Here is a 14,221-nt window from a genome sequence, read left to right on the forward strand (position 1 = left end):
CTTAGGTCAGCCTTCCGATAGTTCGCGACGGTTGATTTTGCCGCTTGTCGTGAGCGGGAGCGCGGCACGGAAATACAGCCGTGCCGGGATTTTGTATGCGGCAATTCGGTTGCGCAAGAAAGACAGTAGGTCTTCGATCGTCAGCACAGCGTCGTCGCGTGGGACGACGAAGGCGACCGGAACCTGACCTTCCTCTGCGTCGGGGACGCCGATCACGGCGGCCGCGGCAACACCGGGATGCTCGTCGAGAGCGGACTCCACCTCGCCAGGTGAGATTTTCGACGTGCGGCGCACGATGATGTCCTTGATTCGACCGGTGAACCACCAGACACCGTCGGCGTCCTGTTCGCCGAGGTCGCCGGTGTGCAACCACCCGTCGGTGAGGGTTGCGGCGGTGAGCGTTTCGTCCTCCCAGTAGTGGTCCATCACCATCGGCCCGCGCACCAGCAACTCGCCGGTCTCGGGGTCGGTGCGGACCTCGAGGCCCGTGACGGGCACACCTATGCACCCGTCTCGGTCCAGCTGCGGATCACGACTGATCGTCAGCCAGATCGCTTCCGTCATTCCCCAGCCGACGCCGATGGGTAAACCGCTGGCCGCCATGAATTCTCGCTGCAATGCGGCAGGCACCGTGTCGCCGCCGGTGTAGACGCCGCGCAGCGAAGAGAACCACGATCGCTGCATTCCCGGTTCCCGCAGCACCTGCGCGAGGACGTCGATGTGCGTGCACACGAGTGTCGGACGATGTTTCTGCAGCGCTTCCACATACCTGGCCGGGTCGAAACCGTCGTACAGCGCGACAGTGCCGCCTGCCAGCAACGTCGTCATCGTCGCGATGAAACCACTGACATGGACCTGCGGTTCGAAGACCTGAGTGACGTCGTCAGCGGTCACGTCACCCAAGGCCTCGGACGTGCTCGTCAAGATCCCAAGCGCCGAACGATGGCTGTGTACAACACCTTTCGGCCGACCTGTCGATCCGGACGTGAAGAACATGACGGCCGGCGCTCCTGGGTCCGACGCCTCCGGATCGCGCGAACCGGACGGAGCGCGCACAGCCCCGAATTCCTCGTGGCCTCCGGCCGAGTCACCGACGACGAGCACACGGGTGTCGTCGAGGACGGCTGGATCGATGAGCGCGAGGTCCGCCAGTTTGCCCGAGTGCACAACGAGCCAGCGCGGGCGAGCGCGACGCAGCGCCTGCTCGAGTTCCGGTGGCGCGTAACGGGTATTGAATGGTGTTGCGACCGCGCCCGAGGCGAAACACGCGAGGTAGCACAGCACCAACTCCGGGCAATTCGGCAGCGCAAGTGCAACTCGTTCGCCTCGCAGGTCTGCGGCGGTCATCGCGCGTGCCAATTCGTCTGCTGCTGCCGCCAGTTCGGCGTACGACCACGACTCCCCCGCATAAACGAGTGCAGTTCGTTCGCTCGCCGACACGAGGGTGCTCAATTGACGCTGTGGACTGTTCATCGAATGTGCTCCGTACCAGTTGCGAGCGCGAGATCGATGAGCGCACGCTTGAATTCGTCGGTCCGTTCCGGTCCTAGTGTGAGTTCCCACGCGCGGCCGAGCTTGTCGAATCCCCTCATCGCCCCCACGACGGCTTGCTCGCCTTTGGGAGTGAGCATGACAAGCTTCGCGCGCCCGTCGGCTGGATCGGGCCTGCGCTCGAGGTAGCCCTGCCGTTGGAGCGCATTGACCAACTCGGACACCGACTGCACGCTGATCCGCGCTCGGGCTGCGATTTCGGTGATGCGCGTCCCCTCGCGGTCGAGCATATGCATGACTACGCCCTGGCTTCGAGTGATGTCACCACACCCGACGCCTTGCAAACCCTCGTCGATGTGGTCCTCGAGTGTGCGATCGAGGATGGAAACGAGCTGACCGAGAGGATAACCACTCAAGTCCATACTTAGCCCGTCCTTGCTCGACAATACTCAGGTTGCCTGAGTACTCTTGGTTTGTCTGAGTCATGATAAACCGACCATTGGTCGGCATATCGGAGGTCGGAACCGATATCCACACACGGGGTTCGAAGCCGAAGTCGCTGGGAGAGGCCACCGATGAACTCAGCGTCCACGCTCACCGACACCGAGCGCGAATGGACAGCTCGGCGGCTGAGCATCTCGACGCGCATACGCCATGCGATCGCGTCAGGCAATATCACCACGGAGTTTCAGCCGGTCGTTCGAATTCGGGACCGGTCGATCGTGGGCTGCGAAGCGCTCGCTCGATGGAACGATCCGATCCTGGGCACGGTGTGCCCGAGCGAATTCATCACGCTCATCGAGGCGTCGCCACTGATCAACGACTTGTTCGATACCGTGCTGCAGCAGGCCCTCGCCGCAGCGGTCACCTGGCAATCCGATTCGCCCGCTCACCCACCCGCATGGGTCAGCGTCAACTTGTCCGCACGCCAGCTACGTAACCCGGCACTACCGGACATGATTCTGCGTTCCGTCAGCGAAGCCGGGCTGCCGACGAACCTGCTCACCCTCGAACTGACCGAGACCGCAATTCTCGAACCTGATCCGATCACCGACCGCGCGCTGCACACCCTCCGCGAGGCGGGCATCGGCTTCCACCTGGACGATTTCGGCGTCGGCTACTCGAACATGGCGCGCCTGGGCGAACTGATCGCGAAGGGCGTGTTGCGCAGCGTCAAAATCGATCGGCAATTGGTGCAGCCGCTTCCCGACAACGACGCCCGCTCGCTGCTGAACGCCCTCCGCACCATCACGCACGCCGTCGGACTGGATGTCATTGCCGAAGGCGTCGAATGCACTGCCCAGCTCGACTCGCTGGCCAGCCTCGGCTACGACTACGCGCAGGGTTGGCTGTTTCATCGAGCGATGCCCGCGCATGCGGCGCGCACCCTGATTCTCGGGCAACGCGCGGAATAGGACTTCTCGTTCGCTGTTCTAACGAATATGACCAACGAAAACTCTGCCCACATCGCCCGTTTCGGAACACACGGCGTCTGGGGGTCGTTCGGCAAGTTCGCCCCGGACCAGGCGCGCGCGATCGAGGAGTTGGGTTACGGCACCATCTGGCTCGGCGGGTCGCCTAAGCATCTGAGGCCGGTCCGTAAGGTTCTCGACGCCACGGAGGCCATTACGGTGGCGACCGGCATCGTCAACATCTGGAACACCGACGCCGCGACGATCGCCGACGAGTTCTTCGACCTCGAGCAGGACTTTCCCGGTCGCTTCTACCTCGGCATCGGCGCGGGACATCCCGAGGCCACCGCGGAGTACGAGAAGCCATACGACGCGGTCAGTCACTACCTCGACGTGCTCGACAAGAAGGAGGTTCCGGTCGAGCGTCGCGTGCTCGCCGCCCTCGGCCCACGGATGCTGCGACTCGCGGCAGATAGGTCCCTGGGAGCGCACCCATACTTGACGCCGCCGGCGCACACGCAGTTCGCTCGCGAGCAGCTCGGGCCGCATGCGTTGCTCGCCCCGGAGCACAAGGTTGTTCTCGACGCCGACCCCGAAGCCGCCCGTGCGGTCGGGCGTCCACCGGTGGACCGCCCGTACCTGCACCTGCGCAATTACGTCTCGAACTTGAAGCGCGTCGGCTGGACCGACGCCGACATTGCCGACGGTGGCAGCGATGCGCTCATCGACGCCCTCGTCGCGCACGGAACCGCAGCCAGCGTCCGCGCGCAGGTCGATGCGCATCTCGCGGCCGGTGCCGACCATGTGGCCGTCCAGATCCTCGGCGACGGCGATCCCGTAGCCGCACTGACTGAGATCATCCGCGCCTGAAATTTTTGCGGAGGTGTCGTATTGCGTCGCGGCCGTTCGTGGCTCTAGTAAGGAGGCAAGCAAGGGGCTGCCTCATTCACTGGAGGAGACATCATGACCGCGACCTACACGTACGACATCTTCAGCAGCCTCGACGGGTTCGCCTCGTACGGCGGTGACGGCGACTGGGGCGGCTACTGGGGCAAGCAAGGGCCCGAATTGCTCGACCATCGCCTTGCCTCGTACGCCGGGGAGCAGCGAATGGTGTTCGGGGCCAACACGTATCGGGCATTCGCGCAGATGCTCGCCGAGAGCACCGAGGACTCCGATGTGCGTGACCCCTGGGTCACCCGGATGCGGAACCTGCCGGCAACGGTGGTGTCGTCCACCCTCGAAGGACCGCTCGACTGGCCGGACGCGACCATCGCGCGAGGTGACGCGGTCGACGTCATTACTCGGCTGAAGGAGGAGTCCGACGCGCCGTTGCGCTCACACGGCAGCTTGTCGTTGAACCGAGCACTGATGTCCGCTGGACTGGTCGACTTCGTGCAGGTGACGCTCTTCCCGGTCCTTACCGGGCGGTCGGGAACGGAACCGATCTTCAAAGGTGCCGCCGACTTCGACCTCGAACTGATCGAGACCCGAACCCTCGACGGCCGCACCCAAGAACTCATCTACCGGCCGACCCTGCACGGCTGAGTCGGTCCGCGCTATACCATCGCCAGGCCATGAAACTTGTGCGGGATTCACCAGCGGCGCGGACGGTGCTCGATGCCGTCCTCGACCCTGGGACCTTCAGGTCCTGGGACACCGTCGTCGAGTCGAACTGGAACATCGGTCCGGCCTATCGCGACGCGTTGACTGCCGCGCAAGCGAAAAGTGGTGTCGACGAGGCCGTGGTCACGGGCGAAGGGACCATCGCCGGACACCGCGTTGCGATAGTCGTCAGCGAGTTCGCGTTTCTTGCCGGGTCCATCGGTGTGGCGACCGCCGAGCGACTGGTTCTTGCGGTGGAGCGCGCGACTCGCGAAGGGCTTCCGCTCATCGCCGCGCCTGCATCCGGTGGCACCCGGATGCAGGAAGGAACCGTCGCGTTCGTGCAGATGATCAAGATCGCGATCGCGGTCGCCGATCACAAAGCCGCCGGACTCCCCTACGTCGTCTACCTACGGCATCCGACGACCGGTGGCGTCCTCGCGAGCTGGGCGTCGCAGGGACACATCACATTCGCCGAACCAGGCGCATTGATCGGTTTTCTGGGCCCGCGCGTGTACAAGGCCATCCATTCGCGCGATTTCCCAAGCGGAGTCCAAGTCGCCGAGAATTTGTACGCGCACGGCTTGGTCGACGGCGTTGTCCCACTCCACAACCTGGCTGGTGTTCTTGGGCGCGTGTTATCGCTTGTCGCACAGCCCGGTAAGCGCGAGAAACCCGAAACAGGCCGTCCTGCAACAGTATCCACGAGTGGCGAGGCCTGGGAATCGATCACGCGCTCCAGGCTGGCCGACCGACCCAGTGTTCGAGATGTGTTCGCCGCGTGCTCGGACGTGGTTCCACTCCACGGCGTGACGGCCGACGGATCGGATCCAGGACTCGTCGTCGCCCTCGTCCGCCTCAGATCAACGGTCTGCATCTGCATCGGGCACGACCGAAACAGGCAGAGTCCCGCGCATTCCGTCGGCCCCGACGACCTTCGCTCGGCTCGTCGCGGGATTCGCCTGGCACAGGAACTTCGGCTTCCCGTCGTCACGGTGATCGACACTCCCGGCGCAACGTTGTCGGCCGAAGCGGAGGAAGGCGGCCTCGCTGCCGAGATCTCGAAGTGCCTCACCGATGTCGTGATGTCGCCCTCGCCTACCGTTGCACTCCTGCTCGGGCAAGGGGCCGGCGGTGCGGCACTCGCGTTGCTCCCCGCCGACAGAATCGTTGCCTGCCAACATGGCTGGCTATCTGCGCTACCACCCGAAGGCGCGAGCGCCCTTATTCACAGAACCACTGAGCGGGCGCCCGAGGTCGCCGCAGAACAGCGGGTGGACTCGCAGGATCTGTTCGACGACGGCATCGTGGACAGGATCATCGCCGAGGACGGCACAGACCTGAGCCAGCAGGTTGTCTCGACGCTGGAGGAGGAGCTCGCGTTGCTGAACTCCTTCTCCACCGATCACCGGATTCAGCTCCGTCGAAACCGATTTCGCGCCGTAGGAATTCAGCACGCGGGAAGCTGAGCGCGTCAGGAATCCTTCGCCCGCAGGAACTTTCCGGCATGAATCGTACTTCCGAAACCGTCGGCGAAAGTGCCGTATTCGTAGAGCACCTGACCGCCGACGATCGTTGCGGCGACGGCGGCATCGTTGCGGTTGACCATGCGGTCGATCCCCTCGAGCCCCGGCATGGGTGCCTCCGCGTACGCGGCGCTAGAGCCGTCGAAACCGGCGGGGTCGATGACGGCGATGTCGGCGCGAGATCCGATGCGGAGATGGCCGGCGTCGAGGCCGTACCAGTCGGCGAGTTCGCCCGTGAGGCGGTGCACGGCGCGTTCGATGGACATGAACTTGCGTGTGGCGACGCGTTCGAGCATGCGCACACCGAAGTTGTAGAACGCCATATTGCGCAGGTGCGCACCGGAATCGGCGAAGCCGACCTGTACGACGTCGGACTGTTGCAATCGGTCGAGGACGTCGTCGCGGTCGTTGGCGATGGTGGTGCGCCAGCGCAACGCCTTGCCGTGCGCGACCGCGAGGTCGAGCAATGCGTCGGCGGGCTCGATTCCGCGCTCGTCGGCGACGTCACCGAAGGACCGGCCGACGACTGAGGCATCGGGGCACGCGACGATCTCGGCGTCGTACAGGTCACGGTGCCAGACCTTGAAGCCCCTCGCCGTCATGTCTTTGCGGAACCGGCGCCGATAGCTTTCGTCGGCAAGTAGATCGCTCCGCTCGAGGACATCGCGGATGTTCAAAGCGTCCGCACCGGAACCGAATTCCTCGAACACCACCAAGTCGACACCGTCGGCGTAGACCTCGAACGGGACGGGGAGGTGTTGCCAGCGAAACCCGTTCCCGCCGAGTTTGTTGACGACCTTCGCCGCAGCGATCGCCGCCTTGACCACGGTGCGGTCGGCTTTGACGTCCGCGGCGCTGATGATCGTCGTTTTCAACGGCCTACGTCTGCCGCCCATGCTTTGCGCGAAGTAGCGCGCCATCTCCGAGCGCTTCGCGAGATTGGGCGTGCTCTGGTGGATGCGGCCCCGAGATCGCAAGACGTTGTTGAGCGCGCCGAACTCTTTCCAGCTCGCGAAGGTCGACGGTAGTAGGCGGGTAGGCCAGCGAGTGCCCTCCAATTTCGAGAACGAGCTGCGGATGGTCGAGAGGCCGACGAATCCAGCATCGAGGGCTTCGCTGAGCATCTCTTTCATGCGAGAAAGTTCGCTGGGGCTGGGCGCGACATCCGCGGTGGTCGCACGGTCCAGGCCCAGCACTGTTGCGCGGATATCGGAGTGTCCGATGAATCCTGCGACGTTGAGCCCGAGCGGCTTGGCGTTGATCGCGTCGACGTAGGACTTCGGCCCGTCCCACGTCTTGTTCTCCTTGACTGCGGAATGCACTGCATCCCAAGGCAAGGCTTCGACTCGGGCGAACAGGTCCGCACAATCGTCGGCATCGGCATACACCGTCGACAACGAGCAATTCCCGAGAATCACCGTCGTCACGCCGTGGCGCACGCTCTCGCCGAGACCTGGAGAGGTCAGAACCTCCGCGTCGTAATGCGTGTGCGCGTCGATCATGCCGGGGATCACCCACTTGCCGTCCGCATCGATCTCGCGCTCGGCGCTCCCGGGTTCGATACTGCCGATCGTGGCGACGACGCCATCGCGGACACCCAGGTCCGCGCGGATCGGCGCCGACCCGTCGCCATCGAAGAACGTGCCGTTTCGGATCACGAGAGAGTAGTGCGACATCAGCCCAGCCTAGGCTGGGCGCGTGACCAAGGCGACTACCGCTGCAGAAGGCCGGATCCCCGTTGTCGAGGATCTCGATGCCATTACCGACATAGGCAACGAAGACCATTCCGAAGTCGATGCTGCGTCGGTGGACCGGGTCTGGCGTGCTGCTCGCCATTGGTACAGCGCCGGTATGCAACCGGCGATTCAGGTCTGCATCCGCCGTAACGGCGTGGTCGTCCTGAACCGAGCGATCGGTCACGGCTGGGGCAACGGTCCGAGCGATCCGCCGGACGCGGAGAAGATCGTCGTCCGGACCGACACGCCCTTCTGCGTCTACTCGACGGCGAAGGGCATCTCGGTGACCGTGCTGCACATGCTCATCGAACGTGGCGTGCTGTCGCTCGACGACCGAGTATGCGACTACCTCTCGACGTACACGAGCCACGGGAAGGATCGGACGACGATCCGGCATGTCCTCACGCACAGCGCGGGCGTGCCGATCCCGACCGGTCCGCGCATGGACCTTCGACGTTCCGAGGACAGCGCGTACACCCGCGAGTGGCTCGGCCAGCTCAAGCCGATCTATCGACCGGGCATGGTGCACATGTACCACGCCTTGACCTGGGGTCCGCTGGTCCGCGAAATCGTCAGCGCCGCAACAGGCAAAAGCATTCGCGACGTACTGGCCGACGAAATCCTGGACCCCCTGGGCTTCCGCTGGACCAATTACGGCGTCGCCGAGCAGGACCTCACGCTCGTCGCGCCGAGTCACGTCACCGGGAAGCCGCCACCGCCCGCGATCGAGGCTGCGTTCCGAAAGGTTCTCGGCGGCAACATGGCAAAGACCATCGCCAGATCCAACAGACCTGAGTTCTTGACCGGCGTCGTGCCGTCGTCGAACACCGTCTCCACGGCGTTCGAACTCTCGCGGTTCGCCGAGATCCTGCGCCGCGGCGGCGAATTGGACGGTGTGCGGATCGTGCGGCCCGAAACGTTGCGCGAAGCGGTCGTGCAGTGCCGCCGGCTACGTCCTGACATTGCCAGCGGGGGCACTCCCCTGCGCTGGGGCACCGGCTACATGCTCGGGTCGCAGCGCTTCGGACCGTTCGGCCGCAACGCGCCTGCCGCCTTCGGGCACACCGGGCTCACCGACATCGCCATGTGGGCGGACCCCAGTCGCGGACTTGCGGTCGGGGTGGTCAGTAGCGGAAAGCCTGGTTCGCATCCAGAAGCCAAGCGATATCCAGCCCTTCTCGACACAATCGCCGCCACGTTCGCAGCGACGGACTAACGTTGTTGTGGGCCTGGGTGATCGACGAACTCTGGGAGGTGTTTTGCGCAAGCTCGCGTGTCTGCTGTTGATCGTGCTGGGCATCGTCTTCGGCGCCGGGTCCGCTGTCGCCGAACCGAACATCGACGATGTCACTGCCACGTCCATCGACGAAATGCTTGCGATGCGCGCCGCGGCAGGCGCGGTGAGCAAGGGCGACCTGATCGGGCTCTTGTCGCGTCAGTTCCTGGGAACGCCGTACGGAGCCGACATGCTCGTCGGTTCGGCTACCCAGCCTGAACAACTGGTCGTCGACTTCCGCCGAGTCGACTGCTTCACCTACCTCGACTACGTCGAAGCGCTCAGCAAGTCCGCCACCCGGGATCAGTTCGTGGCCAACGTGATCGCGACGCGCTACGTCGACGGTCAGGTTGCATTCCCGCAGCGCAGACACTTTTTCAGCGATTGGTCGCAGACCGACGCCGCTCCCGCAAGGGACATCACGGCTGGTCTGGGTGCCGGCACCGTCACGGTCGCCAAGCAGCTCAACGCGAAAGCCGATGGCGGACAGTTCCTTCCCGGCCTGCCGGTGGTGGATCGCGACATCACCTACATTCCCAGCGACGCCGTGAGCTCCGACGTCATCGGCAATCTACGAACCGGCGACTTCATCGGCGCCTACACCGACATCGCGGGCCTCGACGTGACTCACGTCGGCATCTTCGTCGCGACCCCTGACGGTCCCGTCTTCCGGAACGCATCGTCGCTTGCCGCGAACAACAAGGTCGTCGATTCGTCATTCGTCGACTACGTACACACGACCCCGGGGATCGTCGTCCTGCGCGCTCAGTGAAGATTCAGGCCCGCGTAGATCTCCTCTAGCAGCGGTGCAAGCATCCCCTGTGCGGTCGTGTTGCCATCGGGCGAGAGCGTCAAGTTCGTCCAAATCACCAGGGTGACGTCGTTATCGGGGTCGTAGCCCATGAACGAGTTGAAGCCCGGCAATTCGCCGCCGTGGTAGTACATGGCCGCGTGCTCACCGAACCGCTGGTAGGAGATCCCGTACCCATACTTCTGCCCGTCGGGTGCCGACGGGTCCTCGGCTTGCACACTGTCGAGCCATTGGCGGTGGAAGTCGCTGTTGAAGACCTTGCCCGACACGAGAGCACGCATCCAGGTGCCCAAGTTGTCAGCTGTCGAGATCGCACCGCCGGCTGCCGTTGCGTACGAAGAGTTCTGATTCGTGTAATCGATGGGCTGGAGCGTTCCGGCCTTCGCGGCAGCGGTCAGCTCAGCCGGATAGTCGACGTCGGAGAGGGCGTAGAACGAACCGCCGTACATGTATCCGTGCGAATAGGGAGCGGGGATGGCGGTGTCGTCAGCAACGGGCACCGACGTCTGGGCAAGCCCTAACGGACCGAAGAATCGATCTTTCAACTGCGTCTGCAACGGTTGTCCGCCAACCTTCTCGGCGATCAGTCCCAGCAGCGCGTAGTTGGTATTGCTGTACTCGTATTCGGCGTCGGGCGCGAATTGCGGCGGGTGCCGAAACGCGATCGCCAAGACTTCTTGCGGCGTCCAGGCTTTCGCGGGTTCGGCATCCATCGCGGCAGAAAGGTCCGGGTCCTGCGTGTAGCCGTACAGGCCGCTGCGCATCTTCAAAAGCTCAGCGACGGTGATGTTCTCGCCATTCGGCACACCAGGAACATAGGACGAGACCGGGTCGCCGAACTTCAGCTTGCCCTCCTGCGCGAGCAGAACAATCAGGGCTGCAGTCATCGTCTTGGTATTCGACGCAATTCGGAAATGCGTGCTCGGGTCCGGTTTCGTCTGCTTCCCGAGCTCGGTCGTCCCGACGTCGGCAGCGAAAGTCCCCTGGGGAGTCCGCAGTAGGACAACGGCACCCGGCACGAAGAGGTCCTTGGCAAGGCGCTCGACAACGCCCTGGAAGGCACCTTGATCGATTGTCTTCACGTGGGACGGCTGTTCGGACTTCGACGAGCAACTCGCCAGCACGAGCGCAACGCAGACGGCGAATATCTTGCGGGATGTAGTGCTCATCTCGACAACACCGCCTCAGCCACGTTGCACATGCGTTTGTCGAGAGCGTAGTCCCTCCTGAGGGGTACGAGAAGGGTCGGTGATCGCGAGTCCCCGTGGGGACGAAAGTCAGTTCATATCCCCGCTGTGCGGACCGAATGCGTCACGCACGATGCGGCTCATCCGAAATCCACACCGCTGATAGAAGCGGAGGTTGCCGATATCGGCTGTCGCGGTAGCCAATTCGACCCGGTTGGCACCGCTGGATTTGGCTTCGTCAACTGCGCGTTCGAGCAAGCGGCGCCCGATCCCAATCCCCTGACGATCCTCGACCACGGCGGTGTTGACGACCTCCCATGTCGAGCCGTCCACGCTCGCAACAGCGTGTATGTGCCCGACGACCTCCGCCTGTTCGGTCACGGCGACCCACACCCGGCCAGAGTCGATGTACTCGTCGAGCTTGGTATCGGAGTCCTCGGCGAGCCGGAACGACCTTTCAAGGTCCCTGTGGTCTCCGTCGAATTCCTCGATTCGAATCTCGTCGCGGTTCATATGGACTTTCTATCCGATCTGGTCGCCTGTCCCGGGAGTGCTGGTCCCAAACGCCGCAAATCGGTAAAATCTTCAATGTGATGCTCACCGAGCGCGAGCACGAGTTCGGTGAGCTCGAGACACGCGCAGCCGACGCCCGTGCCGGGCGCGGCGGCGCAATGCTAGTGTGTGGCGAATCCGGCGGCGGCAAAACGTCGTTCGTCGAGTCGTTCATCCGAGAACTCGACGCGGAGGTCCGCGTCCTATGGGGCGCGTGCGACCCGCTGTCGACGCCGCGACCGCTCGGACCGCTGCACGATCTCGCCGACCAGTTCGACCCCACAACGCAATTGCTGTTGCGCAACAGCGATCAGCCGTTCGACATCTTCGCCGCGGTGTTCGACGACCTCCGTGCCGAACCGACGATCGTTGTGCTCGACGATCTCCACTGGGCCGATCAGGCAACGATCGACTTGTTCCGCTTCCTTCTCCGCCGCGCACCTCAGACCAATCTTTTCCTGATCGGCATCGCGCGCGACGACGAGGTCGGGGTGACGCATCCGCTGCGGGGCCTGCTCGGTGACGTCGCACGGTCTCCACATGCGCGATCGCTGACCTTGCCGCCGCTGAGCCTGCACGCGGTGACGAGGCTGGTCGGTGATCGTTCCGTCGACCCCGCATGGCTGCACCGCGTGACCGGCGGCAACGCGTTCTTCGTCTGCGAGATGCTCGACCACCGAACCGGCGAATTGCCCACCACGGTGCGCGATGCGATCCTGGCTCGCACGGCCGGACTCGACAGCGCGTCCTGGGATCTGCTCAACCTGCTCACCTGCGCCCCAGGGGCTATCGCCGATCACCTGCTCGCCGATCTCGGCGTCACTATGTCCGCGTTGCGCGCGCTCGACGACGCCAAACTCATCCGACGCAACGATCGTGGCGTGGCGTTTCGACACGACCTGTGCCGCTTGGCGATCACGAGCGTCATTCCACCTGGCGCAGAGCCGGAGCTGCATCGTCGATTCATCAACGCCCATCACGCGTCGTCGAATCCGGACCCCGCCGTCATCACCCATCATGCGCTGGGCGCAGGCAATCGCAGCTTGATCACCCAGGCGGCAACCGACGCCGGTCGGGCCGCGGCGCGAACCGGCGCTCACACCCAGGCGACCGAGTTCTTTCGTATTGCACTCGATCAGGGCGGCATACAACACCACATCGAAGCCGAGGTTCTGGAACTACTTGCCGCCGAGTACTACCTGACGGACCGCCTCGATGACGCAATCGACGCATGCAGACGGGCAATGGTGCTGCGGGAGGCGATGCGCGCTGATACGGCAGTCAGTGCGAACCATCACGCGTTGGCGGTTTACGAGTGGTACAACGCGAACCGCGCGGTCGCCGAGGAACATGTGGCTGCGGCGATCGCCGGCCTCGATGGCAACAGCGGTCCTGACGAGCCGACGAAACTCGCGCAGTTGGGGCACGCCTTCGCCTTGCAGGCGTTTCTCGCCGTCCAATCGAGTCGACTCGACACCGCGGCTCAGTTGCTCGAGCGCGCCGGCGAAATCGCTGCCAAGGCAGGCGATCCCACACTTGTCGTCCGCGTCGAGCTGATCTTGGGTTTCTGCGCCATCCTCAGCGGAAGACAGGTCGCCCGGAATGGGCTGCTCGAGATTCTCACCGGCGGTCCGCGTCATATCGACGAGATCTACTCCAGCGGGTACACGAACCTGACGTACTTCGACGTCGAACAGCGGCGCCTCGATGCGGCAACAGACCTACTCGATGTCTCGATCCCGTTGATGGTCGAGCACGATCTGCCGGTCTGCCACGTCGTCCAACTCGGTTCCCGCAGCAGGCTGAAACTGCTTGTGGGCGACTGGAGCGGCGCACTCGCCGATTCCGACCTGGTGTTGGGCAAGCGCAGTGCACCGCTCGCTCGAACCTGGCCGTTGCTGATCCGCGCGCTGGTCTCACTGCGGCGGATCGGCGACGATCTGGGCGGCCTCGACGAGGCCTGGCACCTTGCGTGGCGCTTCGGCGAGCCGGTCCGGCTGATTCCGGTGGCCTCTGCCATCGTCGAAAAGACCTGGTTGACCGGGATGGCCGACGACCGACTCGACCAGTGTCGGTCGCTGCTCGACTCGTCGCCGGCGGTCGGACTGGAATGGACGCGCGGCGACTTGGCTATGTGGCTGTACCGCATCGGAGACTGTGTCGAACCCGGATCGGTTGCGCCGCCGTATCGACTGCTGTTGGACGGGCAGCACCAAGCCGCTGGTGAGTCGTTCGAAAAGTTGTCGACGCCGTACGACGCCGCCCATGCCTTCGTCGACTCCGGCGATGCCGCGCTCGCAAGGCGTGCACTCGACATTCTCGACCGCCTCGGAGCCGACGCTGTCGCTGCCAAGGTGCGCTACGACCTCCGGGCACGCGGCGCGACCGCGGTGCCAGCGCCCCGACGCGCGACGACTCTCGCCAACCCGGCCGGTTTGACTACCCGGCAGATCGAGGTCCTCCGGTTGCTGGAAAGCGGTCTGACCAATGCAGAACTAGCCGAACAGCTATACCTGTCGGTCAAGACCGTCGACCATCACGTCTCGGCGATCCTCAACAAGCTGCAGGTCACCGGGCGCCGTGAAGCCGTGCGGCGAGCACGAGAAACGGGCATCCTCCAGTAGG

Annotated in this window: 12 protein-coding genes; 7 read left to right on the forward strand and 5 right to left on the reverse strand. The window is 64.1% G+C overall.

The window, feature by feature from the left end:
- Positions 1-6: 6 nt before the first annotated feature.
- Together FGL95_RS19640 and FGL95_RS19645 are read right to left on the reverse strand one after the other, a co-directional pair.
- Entirely contained in the window at positions 7-1,473 is a 1,467-nt protein-coding gene (locus FGL95_RS19640) for a class I adenylate-forming enzyme family protein (RefSeq protein ID WP_169589964.1), read from the reverse strand.
- Positions 1,470-1,913: a MarR family winged helix-turn-helix transcriptional regulator gene (locus FGL95_RS19645; protein WP_169589966.1), complete on the reverse strand. Its 444-nt coding sequence runs from the start codon at positions 1,911-1,913 to the stop codon at positions 1,470-1,472. Before FGL95_RS19645 ends, FGL95_RS19640 begins: the two co-directional genes overlap by 4 nt.
- 153 nt (positions 1,914-2,066) lie before the next feature.
- On the opposite strand from FGL95_RS19645, the gene FGL95_RS19650 reads away from it, so the two are divergent.
- The 4 genes from FGL95_RS19650 to FGL95_RS19665 all read left to right on the forward strand — a co-directional run bounded on the left by FGL95_RS19650 (position 2,067) and on the right by FGL95_RS19665 (position 5,977).
- A complete protein-coding gene (locus FGL95_RS19650) occupies positions 2,067-2,906 on the forward strand; it encodes an EAL domain-containing protein (protein ID WP_169589968.1) in 840 nt (279 codons plus the stop codon).
- Positions 2,907-2,933: 27 nt separating this feature from the next.
- On the forward strand, positions 2,934-3,773 hold the full coding sequence (locus FGL95_RS19655) for an LLM class F420-dependent oxidoreductase (protein WP_169589969.1): 840 nt from the start codon (positions 2,934-2,936) through the stop codon (positions 3,771-3,773).
- Positions 3,774-3,866: 93 nt separating this feature from the next.
- Positions 3,867-4,451, forward strand: a complete 585-nt coding sequence (locus FGL95_RS19660) for a dihydrofolate reductase family protein (RefSeq protein ID WP_169589971.1) — start codon at positions 3,867-3,869, stop codon at positions 4,449-4,451.
- 29 nt (positions 4,452-4,480) lie between these two features.
- Positions 4,481-5,977, forward strand: coding sequence for a carboxyl transferase domain-containing protein (locus FGL95_RS19665; protein ID WP_169589973.1), 1,497 nt, complete (start codon positions 4,481-4,483; stop codon positions 5,975-5,977).
- A 5-nt stretch (positions 5,978-5,982) separates the two neighbouring features.
- On the opposite strand, the gene FGL95_RS19670 is transcribed toward FGL95_RS19665, so the two are convergent.
- Positions 5,983-7,710, reverse strand: a complete 1,728-nt coding sequence (locus FGL95_RS19670) for an N-acyl-D-amino-acid deacylase family protein (protein ID WP_169589974.1) — start codon at positions 7,708-7,710, stop codon at positions 5,983-5,985.
- Between the two features lie 22 nt (positions 7,711-7,732).
- Between FGL95_RS19670 and lipE the strand changes: the two genes are divergently transcribed.
- Together lipE and FGL95_RS19680 are read left to right on the forward strand one after the other, a co-directional pair.
- On the forward strand, positions 7,733-8,986 hold the full coding sequence (gene lipE / locus FGL95_RS19675; protein WP_169589976.1) for a lipase LipE: 1,254 nt from the start codon (positions 7,733-7,735) through the stop codon (positions 8,984-8,986).
- 43 nt (positions 8,987-9,029) lie between these two features.
- Complete coding sequence (locus FGL95_RS19680) at positions 9,030-9,818, forward strand: DUF1460 domain-containing protein (RefSeq protein WP_240963170.1); 789 nt, start codon at positions 9,030-9,032, stop codon at positions 9,816-9,818.
- Here the strand turns inward: FGL95_RS19680 and FGL95_RS19685 are convergent.
- Positions 9,812-11,026, reverse strand: coding sequence for a serine hydrolase domain-containing protein (locus FGL95_RS19685; protein ID WP_169589978.1), 1,215 nt, complete (start codon positions 11,024-11,026; stop codon positions 9,812-9,814). The two genes, FGL95_RS19680 and FGL95_RS19685, sit on opposite strands and share 7 nt — an antisense overlap.
- 108 nt (positions 11,027-11,134) lie before the next feature.
- Complete coding sequence (locus FGL95_RS19690; RefSeq protein WP_169589980.1) at positions 11,135-11,557, reverse strand: GNAT family N-acetyltransferase; 423 nt, start codon at positions 11,555-11,557, stop codon at positions 11,135-11,137.
- An 80-nt stretch (positions 11,558-11,637) separates the two neighbouring features.
- Between FGL95_RS19690 and FGL95_RS19695 the strand changes: the two genes are divergently transcribed.
- Positions 11,638-14,220: an ATP-binding protein gene (locus FGL95_RS19695; protein ID WP_206072143.1), complete on the forward strand. Its 2,583-nt coding sequence runs from the start codon at positions 11,638-11,640 to the stop codon at positions 14,218-14,220.
- Position 14,221 lies beyond the last annotated feature (1 nt).

Origin of the sequence: Antrihabitans stalactiti, from assembly GCF_012932915.1 — a bacterium.
Classification (GTDB): domain Bacteria; phylum Actinomycetota; class Actinomycetes; order Mycobacteriales; family Mycobacteriaceae; genus Antrihabitans; species Antrihabitans stalactiti.

What these genes read in the sequence shown, in the direction of transcription:
- FGL95_RS19660 (WP_169589971.1), top strand. Translation starts at nt 3,867, where the DNA reads ATGACCGCGACCTACACGTACGACATCTTCAGCAGCCTCGACGGGTTC.
- FGL95_RS19670 (WP_169589974.1), bottom strand. Translation starts at nt 7,710, where the DNA reads ATGTCGCACTACTCTCTCGTGATCCGAAACGGCACGTTCTTCGATGGC.
- FGL95_RS19690 (WP_169589980.1), bottom strand. Translation starts at nt 11,557, where the DNA reads ATGAACCGCGACGAGATTCGAATCGAGGAATTCGACGGAGACCACAGG.
- FGL95_RS19655 (WP_169589969.1), top strand. Translation starts at nt 2,934, where the DNA reads ATGACCAACGAAAACTCTGCCCACATCGCCCGTTTCGGAACACACGGC.
- FGL95_RS19645 (WP_169589966.1), bottom strand. Translation starts at nt 1,913, where the DNA reads ATGGACTTGAGTGGTTATCCTCTCGGTCAGCTCGTTTCCATCCTCGAT.
- FGL95_RS19640 (WP_169589964.1), bottom strand. Translation starts at nt 1,473, where the DNA reads ATGAACAGTCCACAGCGTCAATTGAGCACCCTCGTGTCGGCGAGCGAA.
- FGL95_RS19665 (WP_169589973.1), top strand. Translation starts at nt 4,481, where the DNA reads ATGAAACTTGTGCGGGATTCACCAGCGGCGCGGACGGTGCTCGATGCC.
- FGL95_RS19685 (WP_169589978.1), bottom strand. Translation starts at nt 11,026, where the DNA reads ATGAGCACTACATCCCGCAAGATATTCGCCGTCTGCGTTGCGCTCGTG.
- FGL95_RS19695 (WP_206072143.1), top strand. Translation starts at nt 11,638, where the DNA reads ATGCTCACCGAGCGCGAGCACGAGTTCGGTGAGCTCGAGACACGCGCA.
- FGL95_RS19650 (WP_169589968.1), top strand. Translation starts at nt 2,067, where the DNA reads ATGAACTCAGCGTCCACGCTCACCGACACCGAGCGCGAATGGACAGCT.